This window comes from Komagataeibacter sp. SM21 (genome assembly GCF_041402665.1).
GTDB lineage: Bacteria > Pseudomonadota > Alphaproteobacteria > Acetobacterales > Acetobacteraceae > Komagataeibacter > Komagataeibacter saccharivorans.
Window position 1 is genome coordinate 52,455 of record NZ_JBGLOV010000008.1, and the last position, 20,813, is coordinate 73,267.

At 62.6% G+C, this 20,813-nt stretch carries 19 protein-coding genes and 1 tRNA gene; 14 read left to right on the forward strand and 6 right to left on the reverse strand.

Features of this window, described 5'->3' with window-relative positions:
* Window positions 1-28: 28 nt before the first annotated feature.
* Both ACBR42_RS09435 and ACBR42_RS09440 read right to left on the reverse strand, forming a co-directional pair.
* Window positions 29-583 carry an ankyrin repeat domain-containing protein gene (locus tag ACBR42_RS09435; RefSeq protein ID WP_371207832.1) on the reverse strand — a complete coding sequence of 185 codons (555 nt, stop codon included), beginning with the start codon at window positions 581-583 and terminating at the stop codon, window positions 29-31.
* Window positions 584-680: 97 nt separating this feature from the next.
* The gene (locus tag ACBR42_RS09440; RefSeq protein ID WP_371207833.1) at window positions 681-1,706 is read right to left on the reverse strand and encodes an MBL fold metallo-hydrolase; all 1,026 of its coding nucleotides are present in this window, start codon (window positions 1,704-1,706) and stop codon (window positions 681-683) included.
* A gap of 376 nt (window positions 1,707-2,082) precedes the next feature.
* On the opposite strand from ACBR42_RS09440, the gene tkt reads away from it, so the two are divergent.
* The 11 genes from tkt to ACBR42_RS09495 all read left to right on the forward strand — a co-directional run bounded on the left by tkt (window position 2,083) and on the right by ACBR42_RS09495 (window position 15,069).
* Window positions 2,083-4,194 carry a transketolase gene (gene tkt / locus ACBR42_RS09445; protein WP_102325174.1) on the forward strand — a complete coding sequence of 704 codons (2,112 nt, stop codon included), beginning with the start codon at window positions 2,083-2,085 and terminating at the stop codon, window positions 4,192-4,194.
* Window positions 4,195-4,305: 111 nt separating this feature from the next.
* The gene (locus ACBR42_RS09450; RefSeq protein ID WP_102325175.1) at window positions 4,306-7,164 is read left to right on the forward strand and encodes a bifunctional transaldolase/phosoglucose isomerase; all 2,859 of its coding nucleotides are present in this window, start codon (window positions 4,306-4,308) and stop codon (window positions 7,162-7,164) included.
* A gap of 119 nt (window positions 7,165-7,283) precedes the next feature.
* A complete protein-coding gene (gnd, locus tag ACBR42_RS09455; RefSeq protein WP_102325176.1) occupies window positions 7,284-8,285 on the forward strand; it encodes a phosphogluconate dehydrogenase (NAD(+)-dependent, decarboxylating) in 1,002 nt (333 codons plus the stop codon).
* Between the two features lie 155 nt (window positions 8,286-8,440).
* Window positions 8,441-9,970 carry a glucose-6-phosphate dehydrogenase gene (zwf, locus tag ACBR42_RS09460; RefSeq protein ID WP_102325177.1) on the forward strand — a complete coding sequence of 510 codons (1,530 nt, stop codon included), beginning with the start codon at window positions 8,441-8,443 and terminating at the stop codon, window positions 9,968-9,970.
* Window positions 9,971-9,974: 4 nt separating this feature from the next.
* Complete coding sequence (locus tag ACBR42_RS09465) at window positions 9,975-10,802, forward strand: Cof-type HAD-IIB family hydrolase (RefSeq protein ID WP_371207834.1); 828 nt, start codon at window positions 9,975-9,977, stop codon at window positions 10,800-10,802.
* A 27-nt stretch (window positions 10,803-10,829) separates the two neighbouring features.
* Window positions 10,830-11,660, forward strand: coding sequence for a Cof-type HAD-IIB family hydrolase (locus ACBR42_RS09470; protein WP_371207835.1), 831 nt, complete (start codon window positions 10,830-10,832; stop codon window positions 11,658-11,660).
* Window positions 11,653-12,402, forward strand: a complete 750-nt coding sequence (gene pgl / locus ACBR42_RS09475; protein WP_371207837.1) for a 6-phosphogluconolactonase — start codon at window positions 11,653-11,655, stop codon at window positions 12,400-12,402. The genes ACBR42_RS09470 and pgl overlap by 8 nt, the downstream gene beginning before the upstream one ends.
* Before the next feature lie 98 nt (window positions 12,403-12,500).
* Entirely contained in the window at window positions 12,501-13,205 is a 705-nt protein-coding gene (gene rpiA, locus ACBR42_RS09480; RefSeq protein ID WP_102325181.1) for a ribose-5-phosphate isomerase RpiA, read from the forward strand.
* Entirely contained in the window at window positions 13,202-13,771 is a 570-nt protein-coding gene (locus ACBR42_RS09485; protein ID WP_162900399.1) for a gluconokinase, read from the forward strand. Before rpiA ends, ACBR42_RS09485 begins: the two co-directional genes overlap by 4 nt.
* Entirely contained in the window at window positions 13,772-14,245 is a 474-nt protein-coding gene (locus ACBR42_RS09490; protein ID WP_371207838.1) for a low molecular weight protein-tyrosine-phosphatase, read from the forward strand.
* The gene (locus tag ACBR42_RS09495; protein ID WP_371207839.1) at window positions 14,242-15,069 is read left to right on the forward strand and encodes a fructosamine kinase family protein; all 828 of its coding nucleotides are present in this window, start codon (window positions 14,242-14,244) and stop codon (window positions 15,067-15,069) included. The genes ACBR42_RS09490 and ACBR42_RS09495 overlap by 4 nt, the downstream gene beginning before the upstream one ends.
* Before the next feature lie 24 nt (window positions 15,070-15,093).
* Here ACBR42_RS09495 and ACBR42_RS09500 read toward each other — a convergent pair whose 3' ends face one another.
* The gene (locus ACBR42_RS09500) at window positions 15,094-16,191 is read right to left on the reverse strand and encodes an NADH:flavin oxidoreductase/NADH oxidase (protein WP_371207840.1); all 1,098 of its coding nucleotides are present in this window, start codon (window positions 16,189-16,191) and stop codon (window positions 15,094-15,096) included.
* A 144-nt stretch (window positions 16,192-16,335) separates the two neighbouring features.
* Window positions 16,336-16,412: transfer RNA gene (locus tag ACBR42_RS09505), tRNA-Asp, on the reverse strand.
* 263 nt (window positions 16,413-16,675) lie between these two features.
* Between ACBR42_RS09505 and ACBR42_RS09510 the strand changes: the two genes are divergently transcribed.
* The 3 genes from ACBR42_RS09510 (at window position 16,676) to ACBR42_RS09520 (ending at window position 18,536) form a co-directional block, all read left to right on the forward strand.
* Window positions 16,676-17,611: a hydrogen peroxide-inducible genes activator gene (locus ACBR42_RS09510; RefSeq protein ID WP_102325186.1), complete on the forward strand. Its 936-nt coding sequence runs from the start codon at window positions 16,676-16,678 to the stop codon at window positions 17,609-17,611.
* Between the two features lie 98 nt (window positions 17,612-17,709).
* Complete coding sequence (ykgO, locus tag ACBR42_RS09515) at window positions 17,710-17,835, forward strand: type B 50S ribosomal protein L36 (protein ID WP_003617324.1); 126 nt, start codon at window positions 17,710-17,712, stop codon at window positions 17,833-17,835.
* Between the two features lie 56 nt (window positions 17,836-17,891).
* Entirely contained in the window at window positions 17,892-18,536 is a 645-nt protein-coding gene (locus tag ACBR42_RS09520) for a M48 family metallopeptidase (protein WP_243705206.1), read from the forward strand.
* A 243-nt stretch (window positions 18,537-18,779) separates the two neighbouring features.
* On the opposite strand, the gene ACBR42_RS09525 is transcribed toward ACBR42_RS09520, so the two are convergent.
* A complete protein-coding gene (locus ACBR42_RS09525; protein WP_102325187.1) occupies window positions 18,780-19,742 on the reverse strand; it encodes a peptidoglycan -binding protein in 963 nt (320 codons plus the stop codon).
* A 21-nt stretch (window positions 19,743-19,763) separates the two neighbouring features.
* Window positions 19,764-20,810 (reverse strand): flagellar motor protein MotA, encoded by a 1,047-nt coding sequence (locus ACBR42_RS09530; protein ID WP_102325188.1) that lies wholly within the window; start codon window positions 20,808-20,810, stop codon window positions 19,764-19,766.
* Window positions 20,811-20,813: the final 3 nt, after the last annotated feature.

Genomic DNA, 20,813 nt, shown 5'->3' on the forward strand with positions numbered 1-20,813 from the left:
GGCGCATAAAGGGGGGAAGGCGTAGGGATCAGGCCTGCGTGGCGGCAGCATCCGGGGCGCGGTTCATCGCCGCCAGCAGGGCCGTCTTGCCCTGCCGTGTTGCGAAGATGCGCGCGCTGATTCCCTCCCCGTCCCGCAGGTCGGGATTGGCGCCGTGTTCAAGCAGGAAGGGGACCATGGAATCGCGGTTGAACATCACCGCGAAGATCAGCGGCGTGCGCCCCACAAAATTGGGTGTGTCGATGCCCGCGCCATATTCCACGAGTACCCGGGCGCAGGGCAGGTCGCCCTTGAAGGCGACACCAGCCAGCGCGGTCGCCCCCTTGTCATCCTGCAGGTCGGGGGCAGCGCCACCGGCCAGCAGGGCGCGCACGGTTTCGGCATGGCCGTTATAGGCGGCCAGGATCAGGGCCGTGTAGCCTTTGTCGTTGCGTGTATCGGGGTTTATGCCCGCGGAAAGGAATTCGTTTACAAGATCCGTCTGCCCGTCGCGCGCGGCGGACAGGAACAGGGCCTCGATTTCCGCGGTGCTGAAGGATTCGGGTGCGGCGGCAGGGGTGTCGCTGGCGGTTGTATTGCTCATATGCCTGTCTCGCTGGTCGGTTTGCGGAAAACGGGGGGCCGTTCCGCCTGGAGCCTGTGCATCATAGGATGGTTCGGCTGAAAAGAACATCGGGCAATCATGCCCGCTCGGGTGGGGACCATGTCATGTTGCGGCATTCCCCATGTTGTAGCACGCCCATGGTATCGGGCGGCAGGCCCCTGTCACGCAGGGCCTGCGCCAGACGGTGGACCGGCTCATCCATCGGTTCGTCGGTCAGGCGGAAAGTGCCGAAATGCATGCCGATTCCCCGTCCGGCTTCCAGTTCGCGCAGGCCGGATACGGCTTCCTCGGGCGTGGCATGCACGCTGGCCATGAGCGCGCGCGGGGCATAGGCCCCGATGGGCAGCAGCGCGATATCGGGCGCGCCCAGCCGTTCCCGGATCAGCGCCCAGTGGCGGCCATGCGCCGTATCCCCGGCGAAGAAGAGCTGGTGGCCAGTTTCGTCACGCAGCATGAACCCGCCCCACAGACTTTTGTTGTGATCAAAAGGCGTGCGGGCCGCGCCATGCACGGCAGGCGTGCAGGTGATCTGCACGCCCGCACTGCTGACAGCCTGCCACCAGTCCAGTTCCATGATACGGCGAAGGCCGGTCTTACGCAGGAAACGGGCGTTCTGTAGCGGTGTGATGACCAGCGGGTCGTCGCCCCGGCGTGCCAGCGCGCGCAGGCTGGGCAGGTCCATGTGGTCGTAATGGGCGTGTGAGACCAGCACGATGTCCACCTTCGGCAGATCCGCAAGCTGGCGTCCCGGCGCGCGCACGCGTCGTGGCCCCAGAAAGGACAGCGGGGAACAACGTTGTGAGAAGATCGGGTCCGTCAGGATGGTCGTTATCGTCCCGTCGGGACGGGGCATCCGGATCAGGAAGGTGCTGTGTCCGATAAATGTTAGTTGTACGCCGCCGTGTGGCACACCAGCATGCGGGTCGCCCGTGGGGTGGGGATTTTCGATCCATGAAGGCCAGTCCGATTTCGGCCGGTTCCACTGCCATTTCAGGATGGAAAGTGGCCGGATACGGCTGCTTCCGGCCGTTTCGCGGCGAAGGTAAGGCGGGTTGAAAAAGCGTGTTCCGTCCGTGTGATCGCTGTGGGGCAGCGGCTTCATGCGCGATCTCCATGGTGCCTGCGCGTTCTGGATGGACAGGAGAAAGGGGCCGCGCCGCCGTGTCAAATCCGGCCCCTCTGGCGGCCCCGTGCAACCCGATAACCGACCATACGCTGGTACTACCGGGAAGCAGGGCAGGGGATACCGGGACGAATGGCGCTGGTAACGGCTTGATGAGATGGCTTGTTCCGGCCCCAAGGTCGTGAGAAGGTGCGTGCCGTCAAGAGCCTTTTGGCCCCGTGTCCCCCATTCTGTGGCCTGCGGGCGACAGGCTGCGGGTGGTTGCGGAAAGAAGAGCAAGAAAGGTTGTCCGGCCCCCTGTGTCCTGCCCGGCCTGACCCGGATATCAACCATGGCTGTAAGGAGGCCGGTTTTTATGCGTTCCGTGTTTACATCTCCCCCGATGGCACCAGAAGGAGGCGGCAGCATGCCTGCCAATATCGATACGCTGTGCATCAATACGATTCGCACGCTGTCCATGGACGCGGTGCAGAAGGCGAATTCCGGCCATCCCGGCACAGCCATGGCGCTCGCCCCCGTTGGTTATACGCTGTGGCGCGACGTGCTGAACTATGATCCCGCCGAACCGCTATGGCCCAACCGCGACCGTTTCGTGCTGTCGATCGGGCACGCGTCGATGCTGCTGTATTCGCTGATCTACCTTGCCGGTATCCGCGATGTGCGTCCGGGGAAGGCGCCGGGCAACGGCCCGGCCCTGACGCTGGAAGACCTTGAGCAGTTCCGCCAGCTCGACTCGCTCACCCCCGGTCATCCGGAATATCACCATACCGCCGGTGTCGAGACCACGACCGGCCCGCTGGGTCAGGGCTGCGGCAACTCCGTCGGCATGGCGATTGCGGAAAAATGGCTGGCCGAACGCTATAACCGCCCCGGCTTTAAGCTGTTTGACCATCACATCTACACATTGTGCGGTGATGGCGACAACATGGAAGGCGTAGCCAGCGAGGCCGCATCCATTGCGGGCCATCTGAAGCTTGGCAACCTGACATGGATCTATGACAGCAACCGCATTTCCATCGAAGGCTCGACCGACCTAGCCTTCACCGAAAGCGTGCACAAGCGCTACGAAGCCTATGGCTGGCACGTCCTTGAACTGAAGGACGCCAACGATACGGGTGACTTCCGCCGCCTGCTGGCGGAAGCCAAGGCCGAAACGTCGCGGCCCACGCTGATCATCGTCCATTCCATCATCGGCTGGGGTGCGCCGCACCTTGCTGGCACGGCGGAAGCCCACGGCGCGCCGCTGGGCGTGGAAGAAATCCGCGAGACCAAGAAATTCTACGGCTGGCCGGAAGACAGGAACTTCTATGTGCCCGACGGCGTCGAAGCGCATTTCCAGCAGGGGATCGCAACGCGCGGCGCCGCCGCAAGCAAGGCATGGAACGAACTGTTCGCGGCCTATCGCGCCCGGTATCCCGATGAAGCCGCACAGCTTGACCACATCTTCGCGGGCACCCTGCCCGAAGGATGGGACAGGGACATCCCGGTATTCGACACGGATGCGAAGGGTGTGGCTTCGCGCGCAAGCTCGGGCAAGGTGCTCAATGCGGTTGCGAAGAACTATCCGTGGCTGATCGGTGGTTCGGCGGATCTGTCGCCTTCCACCAAGACGCACCTGACCTTTGACGGCGCGGGCGATTTCCAGCCGCCGCAATGGGGCGGGTCCTATGGCGGGCGCAACCTGCATTTCGGCGTGCGTGAACATGCCATGGGGTCGATCAGCAATGGTATCGCCCTGTATGGCATCCATGCCTACTGCTCGGGCTTCCTGATCTTTTCCGATTACATGAAGCCGCCCATCCGCCTGTCGTCGCTGATGAAGCTGCCGGTCACCTATATCTTCACGCATGATTCGATCGGCGTGGGGGAAGATGGCCCGACCCACCAGCCCATCGAGCAGCTTGCCCAGCTTCGCGCCACACCGGGCGTGACCGTGCTGCGCCCCGGCGATGCGAACGAAGTGGCGGAGGCGTGGCGCACGTTGATCCAGATCCGCGACCGGCCCAGCGTGCTGGCGCTGAGCCGCCAGAACCTGCCAACCATCTGCCGCAAGACCTATGCGCCGGCAACAGGTCTGGCAAAAGGCGCCTATATCCTTGCGGATAGCGAGGGGCGTCCCGATGTGATTCTTATGGCCACGGGCAGCGAAGTCGGACTGATCATCAAGGCGGCGGAAAAACTGAAGGCGGACGGGATCAAGGTACGCCTTGTCTCCATGCCGTCATGGGACCTGTTCGAGGCCCAGCCCAAATCCTATCGCGACAGTGTGCTGCCGCCGGATGTTACCGCGCGCGTGGCGGTGGAAATGGCGGCACAGCTTGGATGGGACCGTTACACCGGCCTTGCGGGTGAGACGATCGTCATGCACGGCTTCGGGGCATCCGCCCCGGCGGAAAAGCTGGAAGTCAAGTTCGGCTTCACGGTGGAGGCCGTCGTGGCCGCCGCCCGCAGGCAGGCCGGAAAATAGAGGATACGACGAAAGCAGGCAGGACCCTTGGTCCTGCCTGCACTGTTTCTGAGGAACTGGTAAGGCGACAGGAAATCTTTCGCGTCGCTGGAAGATAAAGGAAGCACAGCCATGACTGCGCGTGAATCTGGTGGGGAAAATCCGCTAAAGGAACTGGCCCGGTATGATCAGTCCCCCTGGCTGGATTTCATCCAGCGTTCCTATACTGAGAATGGCAGCCTGAAAAAACTGGTGGAAGAAGACGGGCTGAAGGGCGTGACCTCCAACCCGGCCATTTTCCAGAAGGCGATGGGTCAGGGCACGGATTACGATGCGCAGATCCGCTCGGTGCTGGAACACCGGATTGTCGATGCGGGCACGCTGTATGAACTGCTGGCCATTGATGACATCCGCGCGGCGGCGAAGGTGCTCTATCCCGTCTATGAACAGACGAAGGGCGTGGACGGTTATGTCAGCCTTGAGGTCTCGCCCTATCTGGCGCGCGATACCGAAGGCACGCTGCATGAGGCCCTGCGTCTGTGGAAAGCGGTTGATGCCCGCAACCTCATGATCAAGATTCCCGGCACTGACGAAGGCGTTCCCGCTGTAAAGGCCGCCATCGCGCAGGGTCTGAGCATCAACGTCACCCTGCTGTTCTCGATCGATGCCTACAAAAAAGTGCTGGAAGCCTATATCGCCGGGCTGGAAGAACGCCTCGCCCGTGGCGAGAGCGTGAAGGGCATCGCCAGCGTCGCCTCGTTCTTCGTCAGCCGTATCGATGTGAAGATCGACAAGGAAATCGATACCCGCGTCGCCGCTGGCGACAGGGAAGCGGCCAGCCTGAAGGCGCTGCGCGGCAAGGTCGCCATTGCCAACGCCAAGATGGCCTATGAATACTGGAAGGAAGTGACGGCAAGCCCGCGCTGGAAGAAGCTGGCCGATGCCGGTGCCCATCCGCAGCGCCTGCTGTGGGCCAGCACCGGTACGAAGGACAAGTCCTTCAGCGACGTGCTGTATGTCGATGGCCTGATCGGGCCGGAGACGGTCAACACCATCCCGCCTGCCACGTTCGATGCCTTCCGTGACCACGGCAAGGTGGCTGAAACCCTGACGCAGGATGTGGCTGGCGCACGTAAGGTGCTGGCGGAAGCTGAACGTCTGGGCCTTGACCTCGATGGCGTGACCACGACGCTGGTTGATGAAGGTGTCGCTTCCTTCGCGGACGCGTTTGACGACCTGCTGGGGTCGGTCGCGGCCAAGCAGGCGGCATTCCTTGGCAAGAAGGTTACGTCCACGGCATTGAAGCTGCCTGCCGATCTGCACAAGGCCGTTGATGCGGAACTGGAGGAATGGCGCAAGGCGGGCAAGGTGCGTCGCCTGTGGAACCGGGACGCAACATTGTGGACCGGTCAGGATGAGGCAAGCTGGCTGAAATGGCTGGACATCACCGATGACCAGATTGCAGCCCTGTCGAAGTTCGAGGAATTTCAGGCGGAAGTGAAAGCACGCGGTTTCCGCGATGCGCTGCTGCTGGGCATGGGTGGTTCCAGCCTTGGCCCGGAAGTGCTGGCCCAGACATTCGGCAAGCATGAAGGCTTCCCGCACCTGTATGTCCTCGACAGCACGGACCCGCAGCAGATCCGTGATTTCGAAAAAAAGATCGATATTTCCAAGACCCTGTTCATCGTTTCGTCCAAGTCGGGCGGCACGCTGGAGCCGAACATCCTCAAGGCCTATTTCTTCGATGAAGCGAAGAAGGTTCTGGGGGACAGGGCCGGATCTCACTTCGTTGCCGTGACCGATCCCGGATCGCACATGGAAGACGTGGCGAAGAAGGACGGTTTCTGGAAAATCTTCTATGGCGAAAAGCAGATCGGGGGCCGGTATTCCGTGCTGTCCGATTTCGGGCTGGTGCCCGCCGCCATCGCTGGCCTGCCGCTCAGGCTGCTGCTGGAATCCGCCCTGTATGGCGAAAAGTCATGCGCCGCTTCCGTCCCGCCCGCGCGTAATGCCGGTGTGGTGCTGGGCAGCGTGCTGGGTGTGGCCGCGCGCGATTTCGGGCGCGACAAGGTGACCATCATCGCATCCCCCGGCATTTACGACATGGGGGCATGGCTGGAGCAGTTGCTGGCGGAATCGACGGGCAAGGAAGGCCGCGGCCTGATCCCCATCGATGACGAGACCATCGGCAGGCCCGACGTGTATGGCAAGGACCGGGTCTTCATTTACCTGCGTCTGGCTGAAGATCCCTGCCCGAAGCAGGATGCGGCCTTCGCGGCGCTGGCCGAAGCGGGTGAGCCGGTCGTGACCATCGAACTGCACGAACGCCGTCAGGTGCTGGAAGAGTTCTTCCGCTGGGAATTCGCGACCGCTGTTGCGGGTTCGATCATCGGGATCAACGCCTTCAACCAGCCCGATGTCGAGGCGTCGAAGATCGAAACCAAGAAGATCACCACCGCCTATAACGAAACCGGCAAGCTGCCGCCGTACGAGCCGTTTGCGAAGGATGGCCCGTTTGCCTTCTATGCCGATCCGAAAAACGCGGCGGCGCTGAAGGGCGGTACGTCGGCGGATGCGATCCTGAAGGCCCATTTCGCCCGTGCGAAGGCGGGTGATTACGTGGCCCTGCTGGCCTATATCGACCGTGATACCGCAACGCGGGAATGGATACAGACGGTCCGCCTTGGCCTGCGCGATGCGCTGAAGGTGGCGACGGCGGCGGAATTCGGCCCCCGTTTCCAGCATTCGACCGGACAGGCCTACAAGGGCGGCCCCGACACCGGCGTATTCCTGCAGATCACATGCGATGACGCCGTAAACCTGCCCGTGCCGGGTGAGAAATACACTTTCGGCATCGTGAAGGAGGCGCAGGCCCGTGGTGACATGGAAGTACTGGCCGAACGGGGGCGTCGCGTGCTGCGCGTCCATATCCATGGCGATCTGAAATCAGGGCTTGAGAAACTGGCCCAGGATATCGCCCGCGCGGTGTAATCCACATTTACGGACCCGTCCCTCCCCCGGAGGGGCGGGTTTTTGATAACGGTCATTGGGAAATGGTCACGAAGGCGGTAGGCATACAGCCTTAACCCCATCTTCAGGAGTGTTTGATTATGCAAATCGGTATTGTTGGTCTTGGCAAGATGGGCGGCAATATTTCCATCCGCCTGACACGCCACGGTCATGATGTGGTGGCCTATGATCGCGATTCCGCCGTTACCGCGAAAGTGTGCGAACAGGCCGAAGCCGGTCGCGCCACCCCGGCCACCGGCCTCAAGGACATGGTTGGCAAGCTGTCAGGCCGCAAGGTGATCTGGCTCATGCTGCCCGCAGGCGAGGTGACGGAACAGGCGGTACAGGAACTCGGTACGCTGATGGGACCGGGTGACATCGTGATCGACGGTGGCAACTCCTTCTACAAGGACGATATCCGCCGCGCCGCTGAACTGGTGAAGAAAGGCATTGATTACATCGATGTCGGCACATCCGGTGGCGTGTGGGGGCTGGAGCGTGGCTACTGCATGATGTACGGCGGCACCAAGGCCGCGACCGATTACATCGATCCCATCCTGTCCGCCCTGGCACCGGGCATTGGCGACATTGCGCGCACGCCGGGCCGCGACGGCAAGGATGGCTTTGATCCCCGTGCGGAGCAGGGCTACCTGCACTGTGGTCCCGCCGGTTCGGGCCACTTCGTGAAGATGGTCCATAACGGCATCGAATACGGCATCATGCAGGCCTTCGCGGAAGGGTTTGACGTGATGAAGTCCAAGAACTCCACCGACCTGCCCGAAGAACAGCGCTTTGATCTGAACATGGCGGACATTGCCGAAGTCTGGCGTCGCGGCAGCGTGGTGTCATCGTGGCTGCTCGACCTTTCGGCCAGCGCGCTGGCGGGCAACCCGGACCTGTCCAACTACAAGGGTGACGTTGCCGATTCGGGCGAGGGCCGCTGGACCATCGAAGCCGCGATCGAGGAAGCCGTGCCGGTTCCCGTCATCACGGCCTCGCTGTTCACGCGTTTCCGTTCGCGCACGGGCAACAACTTTGCCGAAAAGATGCTGTCGGCCATGCGCTTCGGCTTTGGCGGTCACATCGAAGGCACCAATAACTGACCCTGTTCCCGGTCGGTAACTGACCGGGTCCGCCCGGATACATCCGTATCCGGGCCCCCCGGCTGTTTCAGAACACAAGACAGCAATCAAATGACTGCGCCCGGAACAGCCGGAGGAGGAACACAGGCGGAAAACAGTTCAGGAACAGTATTGCAATGGAAAATATCATCGCATCTGCGGTCTCGCAGGTAGACGACGCCGGACGGGAAAACGCCCCCCGACGCAGTCCGCCGGGGTCGTTTGTCATTTTTGGTGGCGGCGGCGACCTGACGCACCGCCTCCTGCTGCCCGCCATTTACAATCTTGCCTGCGCCGACCTGCTGGATGACGGTTTCAGTGTCATCGCGGTTGACCGTGCGGATCTGACCGATGCGCAGCTACGCCAGAACATGCACGCCGCACTGGAAGATTTCGTCGCCCGTCGCGGGGCGGAAGCCGTGGCCCTGCGTAATGACGTATGGACCTGGCTGGAGCCGCGCATAAGCTACGTACGGGGCGATTTTGAAACCGAACAGACCTATCAGGATATTGCCGCCGCCATAGGTGAGCGGAACTGCATTTTCTACCTTGCCGTTGCTGCGCGTTTCTTCGGACCCATCGTGGACCGGCTGGGTGAAGCCGGGCTGGTGACCGAAGGCCGTAACACATTCCGCCGCGTGGTGGTGGAAAAGCCGTTCGGCCATGACCTGCCATCGGCGATTGCGCTTAATACACGACTGCTCAACACCCTTGACGAGCAGCAGATCTATCGTATCGACCATTATCTGGGCAAGGAAACGGTCCAGAACATCCTGGCGCTGCGTTTTTCCAACGGGTTTTTCGAACCCTTATGGAACCGCCAGAACATCGATCACGTACAGATCACCGCCGCCGAAACGGTGGGCGTGGAACAGCGTGCGAAATTCTATGAAGGTACGGGTGCCGTGCGTGACATGGTGCCCAACCACGTCATGCAGCTTCTGGCCATGACGGCGATGGAAGCCCCGATTTCATTCGACGCCGATGCGGTGCGCAACGAGAAGACCAAGGTACTCGACGCCATCCACACCCTGGCGCCGGGGGACGTGGTGCGCGGGCAGTACGCGGCTGGTGTCGTGGGCGGCAAGGATGTGCCCGGTTACCGGCAGGAACCGGGGGTCGATCCCCATTCCCTGACCGAGACATACGCGGCCATGAAGTTCCAGATCGATAACTGGCGCTGGGCCGGGGTGCCGTTTTACGTGCGCACGGGCAAACGGCTGGCGGCACGCAAGACGGAAATCGCAATCCACTTCAAATCCGCGCCCTATGCCCTGTTCCGCGATACGCCGGTGGAAAGCCTGACCCCCAACATCATGGTCATCCATATCCAGCCGACCGAAGGGGTAACGCTGCAGTTTTCAGCCAAGATTCCCGGTCCTGCCGTCAGGCTGGGCGGTGTGCGCATGAAGTTCGACTATGCCGAATGGTTCAGCGAAGGGCCAAGCACCGGATATGAAACCCTGATCTATGACTGCATGATCGGGGATGCGACCCTGTTCCAGCGCGCGGACAATATCGAAGCCGGATGGCGGGCCGTGCAGCCGATACTGGACTGGGGGCAGGACGGGCGGACACTGGCCCCCTATGCCGCGGGCAGCGAAGGGCCCGCCGCAGCCGACGCCCTGCTGGCCCGCGACAACCGCCACTGGCTGAAGATCGGATAATCCCATGTCCATACCCGTTACCCCGGCGGATGGTGTCCGTCTGGTCGTATCCGATATCGATGGCACCCTGATTACCCCCGAACGCCAGATCACAGCCGCCGCCCATAGTGCCGCGCGCGATCTGGAACGCGCGGGAATCCGGCTCAGCCTTGTCAGCAGCCGTGCCCCGCGCGGGATGATGCAGTTCGTGAAGGAACTGAAGATCAGCACGCCCATAGCCGGGCTGAATGGCGGGCTGATCTGTGATCCCGATGGCACGATCCGCGAACGCCTGTCGCTGGAGGCGGATGTTGCCCGCCGGGCCGTGGAATTCCTGCTGGCCAACGAGGTCGAGCCGTGGCTGTTCATCGGCCATGACTGGCTGGTGCGACGCGCCGATACGCCACAGGTTCACCATGAATGCGCGGTGGTCCGCACGACCCCGGTGCAGGTGGACGATTTTGCCGGGCATTACAGTGATGTCGGCAAGATCATGGGCGTTTCGGCGGACCCCGCTCGCCTGCCGGGCGTGGAGCGTGAACTGGCGGCCATGCTGGGCGGAGGGGCGAGCGTACACCAGTCTTCCCCCATCTACCTTGATATTACGCATCCGCGCGCGAACAAGGGCTATGCGGCAAAAGAACTGGCGCATCTGCTGGATACTGATATCCGCAATACGGCATGCATCGGGGATATGAACAACGACATACCCATGCTGAAGGAAGCCGGGGTCAGCATCGCCATGGGCAACGCCCCGGATAATGTGAAGGCCCATGCCCGTTTCGTGACAAGGCCCAACACGCAGGACGGATGGGCGTTTGCCATGGAAAGTTTCGTACTATCCCGCGCATGAACGCGCGGCACATGACAGGGAGAGAACATGCCACAGGATGCAGTTAAACCATCGGCCGATCAGATCAGGCTGGTGCTGGCGGATGTGGATGGCACGCTGGTCACGAAAGACAAGATCCTGACGCCGCGTGCCATCCGTGCGGTCGAACGCCTGCGCGAACGTGGCATCCTGTTCACCATCACCAGCGGGCGTCCGCCCAAGGGGATGAAGATGGTGATCGATCCGCTGAAAATTTCCGAACCTATCGCAGGCTTCAACGGCGGCATGATGGTCCGGCCCGATTTTACCGTGATCGAGGCCCGCACGCTGCCTGCTGATACCGCGCGCAAGGTCATTGGCATCATCCGCGATCACAAGGCCGATCCGTGGGTCTATAACGGTAATGACTGGATCGTTTCCAATGCCGATGCCGCGCATGTGTCGCGTGAGCAGTGGACGGTCAAATTCCCGCCGGTGGTCGGCAATGTGGAAGAAAAGCTGGATCAGGTGGTCAAGATCACCGGTGTCAGCGATGACCTCGATCTCATGAAACGGCTTGAACACGACCTGCAGCAGGCGCTGGGCGATACGGCTTCGGCAGCCCTGTCGCAGCCGTACTATGTGGACGTGACCAACAGGGATGCGAACAAGGGCGGCGTGGTCATGACGCTGGAACGCCTGCTGGGCATTCCTGCGGCGCAGATGGTGACACTGGGCGACCAGCCCAATGACGTGCTGATGTTCCGCAAGAGCGGCATGTCGATCGCCATGGGACAGGCCAGCCCCGAAGTGCAGAAGCAGGCGACATACGTTTCCACCTCGTGCGAGGAGGAAGGGTTCGCCAACGGGATCGAGAAATACGTGCTGGGAGATGCGTGACATGACCGGTGGACATGACGTGAAAACGGGCGCGATGGTTGTCCTGCCCGATGGGGAGGCCATTGCCCAACATATGGCGAAGTGGCTGACGGAACAGGCGCTGGCGAAGAAGGACGGCCCGTTCGTGCTGTCCCTGTCGGGCGGGTCCACGCCGAAGCGGCTGTACCAGATCCTTGCATCCGACGCCTACCGCGACCGCTTCCCGTGGGCGAACACGCAGTTCTTCTTCGGGGACGAGCGTTTCGTGCCCGACAGCGATCCGGCCAGCAACTACCACATGGTCGAGACCGAAATGCTGGCCCACGTTCCCGTGCCGCCCTCCAACGTGCATCCCATGCCGACATCGGGCGATCCGGTGCAGGCGGCGGCGGCGTATCAGGCGGAACTGGAAAAGGTCTATGGCGGCAGCACGCTTGAACCCGGTCGCCCGCTATTTGATGTGGTGATGCTGGGGCTGGGGGATAACGGGCATACCGCATCGCTTTTCCCCCGCCAGCCGGTGCTGAAGGAAACGAAGCTGTGGGTTTCGACCTGCGTGCCCGATGACGCGCCGCATACGCGCCTGACCCTGACCTATCCCGCCATCCATTCCAGCCGCCATGTGGTGTTCATGCTGGCGGGCGCGGGCAAGCAGGAAGCCTTTGCGAAAGTGCGCGCGGGTGATCCGGCGGAACCGGCCAGCCACATCACAACCGAAGGCGAACTCATCTGGCTTATGGACAAGGCGGCAGCGGGGCAATAAGTGCGGAGAAGCGTATCTGGCCGCCTGGATACGCGTTACGCAAATAAGAATGACGGGGCACCCGGGAAAGGGATGCCCCGCAGCAGAGGAAACAGCGCATGTCCACCCACACTACGGACCCGAGGGCAGAACTGAAGCGGCAGGCCGCGATCGAAGCGGCCGACATGGTCACGGAAGGCATGGTTGTCGGCCTGGGTTCCGGCAGCACGTCCGCCTTCATGATCGAGGAACTGGGCCGCCGCTGGGCCGAAGGGCTGCGGTTCTGCGCCATCCCCACATCCGAACGCTCAGCCGAGCAGGCGCGCTCGCACGGGATCAGGCTGGTGACGTTCGCAACCCATCCCCAGATCGACATAGACATCGACGGTGCGGATGAGGTGGAACGCGGTTCCCTCAACCTCATCAAGGGGCTGGGGGGTGCGCTGTTCCGTGAAAAGATCGTGGCGGCGGCTTCACGCAAATTCGTCGTGGTGGTGGATGACAGCAAGCTGGTCGACCGGCTGGGCGCGCGCGTGCCGGTGCCGGTGGAAGTCGCCTCCTTCGGGTGGACCAGCACGGCCCGCCAGCTTGAAGGTCTGGGCGCGCGCGTGACCCAGCGCCTGGACCGCAGCGGCAATGTGTTCGTAACAGACGGGGGCAACATGATCCTCGACTGCCATTTCGGTGAAATTGCCGATTCGGTCGAACTGCAGCGGCGACTGGACGGGATCGTCGGCGTGATCGAGACCGGGCTGTTCATTGGCCGCACGTCGGAAGTGATCGTTGCCACGGTGGATGGCCTGCAGCGGCTGCGCGTGGCATGACCGGGCCGGGGTTGCAGGATCAGGGCATCCGGCCGCTGGTGCTGGTCGTCATGGGGGTTTCGGGCTGCGGCAAGACCACCCTTGCCGAAGGGCTGCACAACCTTCTGGGCTGGCCGTATCAGGAAGGGGACCTGCTGCATCCCCGCGCCAACGTGCAGAAGATGGCCGCAGGCATTCCCCTGACCGATGCCGACCGCACGCCATGGCTGGAAGCCTGCCACACATGGCTGCTGGAACGTGTGAAGTCGGGTCAGGGGGGTATCCTGACCTGCTCCGCGCTCAAGCGGTCCTATCGTGACCTGCTGCGGGCCGACGGGGCTGCGGATATCGTGTTCGTCTATCTGGAAATACCGGAATCGACCCTGTACGATCGCCTGCGTCGGCGGCGGGGACATTACATGCCCGCCAGCCTGCTGCCCAGCCAGCTTGCCACGCTGGAGCCGCCGACGGCGGATGAGCATCCCGTTGTCGTGCATCTGGAGGCGACACCGGCCGAACTCATCGCCGAGACCCTTGGCCTGCTGAAACAGAAATTTCCTGAACGCAATGCCGCCGGACGGGAATAAATGACCGAGTCGCCTGCTGTCCTGTTCGTCTGTACCGGCAATATCTGCCGCTCCCCGCTGGCGGAAGGCGCCTTCCGCCATGCCGCCGGGCAGGCGGGGCTGGCGGTCACGGTCGATTCGGCGGGCACGGGCAACTGGCATGCAGGTGCTCCACCCGACCGGCGTGCCTGCGCCGTGGCCCGCAGGCACGGGATCGATATCAGTGGCTATCGTGCGCGGGTGGTCAAGGTGGCCGATTTCGACCGTTTCACCCATATCATCGCCCTGGACGCCAGCCATCTGGAATATCTGCTGTCCATCCGTCCTGCTGGTTACCGGGCGGAAGTCTCGCTGCTGATGGATCACGTGCCCGGCATGGAAGGGCGCGATGTGGTTGACCCCTATTACGGCAGCGCCAGCGGCTTTGACACGACCTGGCAGGATGTCATGGCGGGGGTCGAAGCCCTGGTCAGGAAGCTGCAGCGCCGGTCATGACCCGTCTGGCCCGCCACGGCGCTGCCCTGCTGGGCGCGCAGATATGGAACTGGCATCCGCTGCAGGGCGGGGACACGGCGCAGACGCTGCTCCTCTATCTCAATGACGGGCGCAAGGTTGTCGTCAAGAACGGTCCCGATCCGGTGGAGGAGGCCGCGATGCTCCGCAGCCTTGGCCGGACCGGTGCGCCCGTGCCGCAGGTTCTGGCGGTGGATGAGGACGCAGTTGTGCTGCAGTACCTGCCGCCCGATGGCAGGCTGTCGGGATGCTGGGACGATCTGGGGCGGGTGCTGGCGCAGGTCCATACCGGCAGGCCGGAGGGCGATGCAATCCGTTATGGCTGGCATGCCGACCATGCCTTCGGGGACGTGGCGGTATGCAATGAATGGACGGAAAACTGGCCCGAATTCTGGGCACGTCACCGCATTGGCGTGCATCTGGATCATGTCGGACCGGACCTTGCCCACCAGCTTGAAAACCTGATGCATCGCCTGCCTGACCTGTTGCCGCACAAACCGGTTCCATCCCTGCTGCATGGTGATCTGTGGGGCGGGAACGTGCTGGTATCGGGCAGTCGGGTATCAGGGCTGATCGACCCCTGCTGTCATTACGGCCATGCGGAGGTCGATCTGGCGACGGCAGGGGTATTTGATCGCCCCAGCGCCGCTTTCTACACGGCCCATGGCGGTGTTGAGGCGGGGTATGAAGTGCGTTTCGCCATCTACCGGCTGTGGATCGCGCTTGTGCATCTGCGCCGCTTTGGCGCGACCTATATGCCGCTGGTGGCGCATTATCTCGATGTGGCGGGTGCGGGACACGCCTGAAGGCGCAATCCCGCCTGATCTGGCCTAAAGGGAGCGGTAGCGCGACAGCCAGTGGGCATAGGGCGCGGGCAGGACCCACGGGGCGTCCTCACGGCCCAGCGCGCGGGCAGCGGCGTAAGGCCAGTGCGGGTTTTCCAGCAGGGGGCGGCCAATCATGGCCAGATCGATCTGTTCCGTGCGGATCAGCCCGTCAATGGTCTGCGCATTGCCCAGATACCAGCTTGTGGCGACCGGCAGGCCGCTTTCCTGACGGACACGGCGCGCAACCGGGGCCATGAAGGACGGTCCCCACGGAATTTTCGCCGCCGGTGTTGAAAAGCCGATGCTGACATCCAGAAAATCCAGTCCGGATTCGCGAAAGATCCTGGCAACCGTGATGGCGTCCTGAAGCGTCTGTTCGTCCTGTCCATCAAACTCGATCATGCCAAGCCGTGCGCTGAGCGGGCGGTCCTCCGGCCAGATGGCGCGTACTTCCAGCAGGGTTTCCACCAGAAACCGCACACGGTTTTCAAGGCTGCCGCCGTAACTGTCGTCACGCTGGTTGGAATGGGGGGAAAGGAAGCTCTGCCCCAGATAGCCATGGGCGAAATGCAGCATGAGCCAGCCAAAGCCCACATCGCGCGCCCGCTTCGCCGCCGCCACGAAATCCTGCCGCACGCGGGTAATATCCGCCACCGTCATGGCGCGCGGCACCTTGGGCAGTCCCGCGCCAAAGGCCAGGGCCGAAGGGGCGATGGTTTCCCAGCCACGCGGGTCATCGGCTGCGATCGAATCGTCTCCCTCCCACGGGCGGTTGGCGCTGGCCTTGCGGCCCGCATGGGCAATCTGGATGCCCGGCACCGCCCCCGCGTCACGCATGGCGCGCACCAGCGGGCGAAAGGCTTCGGCCTGTGCATCGTTCCACAGCCCGAGGCATCCGGGGGTGATCCGTCCTTCTGGTGAAACGGCGGTCGCTTCCACCACCACAAGTCCGCTGCCGCCCCGCGCCAGCGCCGCGTAATGCGCATGATGCCAGTCGTTCACGACACCATCGACCGCCATGTACTGGCACATGGGCGAGACCACGATGCGATTGCGCAGGGTCGTGCCCCTGAGTGTGTAGGGGGTAAAGAGATCAGTCATTTTTCTGCATCCATCAGCACGGAATGGCGGACAGACTGATCCTGTCTGGCAGATGGCGCAATGCGTCAGGCATGCGTGGCATACAGGGGCCATGCAAGGCTGCCGCAGGGCAGATAGATATTATGTGGGGAGGGCACCGTAAAATGGCGCGAGTGACGGGGCTCGAACCCGCGACCTCCGGCGTGACAGGCCGGCGCTCTAACCAACTGAGCTACACCCGCATCCGCTGCCGCCCCGTGGGCTGCAACCGTTCGGTGAAAGGGCAAATAACAGGCCGGTCCCGTCATGGCAACAGGGCAGACGAAAAAAAACGTCCTGAACATCATGTTGAGGGCGTTTTGCTGGCAGCAGGGCAGGCGCAGGCCCTTTCCGTGTGGAAGCAGGCTGCCCGGGTGGCAGCGTTACGACTGGCAGCCTGTATCCGTGCCGACGGTAATGCTATCGTGATGGGGAATAATCCACATATGCCTGATCGGAATTACCGATGCTGCCGATGCCTTCCGCCCAGCAGTTGCGTTATCTTGTCACTCTGGCCGAACTGCGTCATTTCGGCCGGGCGGCACGGGCCTGCGCCGTGACCCAGTCCACGCTCTCAGCCGGGATACTGGCCCTTGAGCGCCAGATGGATGCAAGGCTGCTTGACCGCGATGTCGGCAAGAAGGTCGTGTTCACCCCGCTGGGGGACAAGGTGCTCGCCCGCGCCCGTATTGCCCTTGATGCCCTTCAGGGCGTGCTGGATGTAGCCGTGGCGGCGCGCGAACCGATGAGCGGACTGCTGCGCATCGGCGTCATTCCCACCATCGGGCCGTTTGTCCTGCCCTCGCTGGTCCGTCGGCTGCCGCATGCCTATCCGCAGCTCCGGCTTTCGCTCAATGAGGACATGACCCACAACATGATGGAAAAGCTGGCGCTGGGCAGGCTGGACCTGGTGCTGCTGGCCATGCCCTGCGACTGTGATGATAGCGAGACGCTGCCCCTGTGGCGCGACCCGTTCATGCTGGTCATGCCGCGTGACCATCCGCTGGCGAAACTGCCATCGGTGCCGGTGGACAGCATCGTGCATGAAAACATGATCATGCTGGAGGACGGGCACTGCCTGCGCGACCAGACGCTGGCCATGTGCCGTCAGGTGCGTGGCTGGAGCCAGAACGGGGAGGATGCCACCTGTGCGGTGACGTCCCTTTACACAATGCTGGAAATGGTGGCCGCGGGCATGGGGCTGGCGCTGGTGCCGCAGCTTGCGGTCGATTCTCCCCTGCTGGACGGGCAGCTTCTGGCGGTCAGGCCCGTAACGGGGGCGCAGGCATGGCGCACCATCGGGCTTGCATGGCGGCCGCGTTCGCCACGTGCGACGGATTTTCATACCATCGCCCCGTTTTTCGTGCCCGATTCCATCCCGGAGGCGAATTCGCTGCTATAAAAACCACCAGAATCCGGCCATGGAGTTGACTCTTGGCGCAGGCAGGGGTATTCGGGCGCCTCTTTGGCGGTATTCCGCCGCTAGTCGAGGGTCGGATCATGAAAATCAGAAACAGCCTGAAATCGGCAAAGGTTCGCGACAAGGACTGCCGCGTGGTCCGTCGCCGTGGCAAGGTCTATGTCATCAACAAGAAGAACCCGCGCATGAAGGCCCGTCAGGGCTGATTGTGCCGGACGGCGTTTTGTCCGTCAGCATTTTCTTCAGACAGCCGCAAAGCTGCGTGGACAGGTTTTTAAAAGCCTGTTTACGTGGCTTTTCGTGCGTACCCCTGCTTGTTGCCGCCGGTCTGTTACCCGCGCAGGCCGCCGATGTGACCCCGCCCCATGATCTGGGCCAGCATGCAGGGCCACCGGCCCGCGGTTATGCCAGTAGCCGGCAGCAGGCCGGTACGGGAATTGACGGGCTGGAAACGGAACTGGCGCATGCGGCCAGTGTGCAGGCCGCACGTGATCTGCTGGGGCGGATCGAGCAGTTGCGCATAAAGGATCTGGCCCCCACCACCACCCTGCTGCTGCGTCGCGCGCAGGATGACCTGAACGCCCAGCGCCCGCTGGATGCGACGCAGGACATGGATGATGCCCTGCTGCTTCAGCCCGATGTGGAAGTGCTGTGGCGCAACCGTGCGCAGGCGCGTCTGGCGGCGGCCAATCCTGATGGCGCCGTGGCGGATCTGGGCGTGGCGCTGCATCATGACGGGCGCGATATCATGGCGTGGAAGATTCTTGTGAATGCCGAGCAGCAGCGTGGCGACTGGCTGGCGGCGTGGAAGGCATGGCAGCATGTGGTGGAACTTGATCCCACAACGCCCGATGCCGCCCATGAAACCGAACGCCTGCGCCTGAAGGCCTTTGGTCAGCCGACCTGAGTAAAAGCGGCCCTCAAACAATCCATCGATAAAAAATAGAAGAAGTTTTTGGACGGGTCTTTTTCAAAAAGGCGGTGTTGCCTGAAGCTTTTTGAAAAAAGATTCACCAATGGGTACTGCGGATCACATCCATTGGAAGAGCGCAGGACCCGAACCGTGCATCCGGTCCGGCATCTACCCCACGCCCCAAAAGAAACCGACTGGCGATCAGTTCTGGACCGAAAGACGGCTGTATGATCGCCCCTAGCGATCCGTCAGGCGGAATTCGATGCGCCGGTTATGGGCAAAGGCTTCCTGTGTCGTGCCGTGGTCCAGCGGCTGGTAATCCGAAAAGCCGGTTGCGGCCAGATGGTGCGGATCGATCCCTTCCGCAATCAGCAGCTTGACCACCGTGATGGCGCGGGCGGATGACAGTTCCCAGTTGCTGGGGAAGGCGGTGTGGATCGGCTGACGGTCGGCATGGCCGTCCACGCGCAGTATCCATGGTACGTCAGACGGAATCTGTTGCGCGATCTGCCGCAGGGTCTGCGCCAGAATCCTGATTTCCTTCACCCCTTCGGGTGACAGCTCGGCCCCGCCGGGGGGGAACAGCACCTCGCTCTGGAACACGAAGCGGTCGCCTACGATCTGCACGCCCTTGTGGCCCTGCAACACGTCGCGCAGCCGCCCGAAGAATTCGGAACGGTAATGCTGTAGCTGTTCCACCTTTTCCGCCAGCGCGACATTGAGCTGCATGCCAAGCGCGTCAATCTTCCTGTCGCGCTCGCGCACGTCGTTTTCCGTCACATCCAGCGCGGTGGAAAGCGCGCTGAGCTGCTGGCGTAGCTGGGCGACCTGCTCATCCAGCGCGGTGGCGCGGGCCTGCGCGTTGTCGCGCTCGCTGGTCTGCTGGTTAAGCTGCGCGGTCAGGGATGTTGCGGTCGCGGCGTCCGCCTCATGGGTTTTCTGCAGACCTGCGACCTCATGCTGGAGCGCGCTGGTATGACTGCGCTCAAGCGAGAGCATCTGCCCCAGTTTGGCAACTTCATGTTCAAGCTGGGTCAGCGCCTGCTGGCGCTTGTTCAGTGCTACCGACAGGAAAGCCTGCCCCAGCACGAAAACAAGCAGCACGAAGATGATGACCATCAGCAGCGTTGACAGCGCATCGACATAGCCGGGCCAGGCGTTGAGTTCGGAACGGATCGAGCGACGGGAGCGGCGCGCCATGGGATGAACCTTAATATGCGGTCAGGAGGCGGAAGGGTTCTTTCCGGGGGCGCTGGCAGCAATGGTGCGCGCGAGCAGGCGCAGGTCATTGCGGATGTCTGTCACCATCTGCTCCCGTCCCGCCGCCGATTCCTGTACCAGCCGCGCCAGAAGGGATTCAATGCCCTGCAGGTGGTCTTCACCACTCCTGTCGGTCATCTGCACCAGCCGGTCGTTCAGCGCGGTCAGCAGGCGGTGTTCCTGCGCGCGTGTCTCCTCGCTGCGTGAAAGCAGGACCTGAAGCTTGTCCATGTTCTCGGCCGTGTGCTCAAGCAGTGCCTGCACATAGGCGGGAACCGTCGCGTCACTGCCGCCAACCTGCAGCCCGCCGGCAGACAGGCGCGTGATGCTGGCCAGCCATTCTTCCAGTTCGTTGAAAAACCGGGTCTGCGCCTGTCCTGCCGTCAGGTCCAGAAAGCCCAGAACCAGCGCGCCCGCCAGTCCGAACATGGACCCCGAAAACGCCGTGCCCATGCCATGCAGCGGTCCGGCCAGACCGGATTTGAGCTGGTCGAACATGACGTTCATGTCGCCGCTGCCCACACTCATGTTGCCGATCACATCCGCAATGGACCCTACGGTCAGCAGCAGGCCGTAGAACGTGCCCAGCAGGCCAAGGAAGATCAGCAGCCCCGTCAGGTAACGCGACAGTTCGCGTCCTTCGTCCAGGCGGGCAGACAGGCTGTCCAGCAGGGACTGCATGACCGGGGCGGACAGGGTCAGCCTGCGGCCCTTCTCGTGCGTTGCCAGCATGGACGCCATCGGGGCCAGCAGGCGCGGTGGCGGCGGTGTCGTCAGTCCGTCACGTGGATGGCGCAGGATGTTGACCCACCGGACCTCGGGCACCAGGCGCAGGATCATGGTGATGTTCCACCCGATCCCCAGCAGGAGGATGCCGACGATCAGCCCGTCGAGATAGGGATTGTTGCAGAATGCCTGATAAAGTGTGGAGGAAAGCAGGGCTGTGACACCCCCGACCGCCAGAAGAAACAGCAGAACCCGTACAAGATAGGTCGTCGGACGTGTCACGCA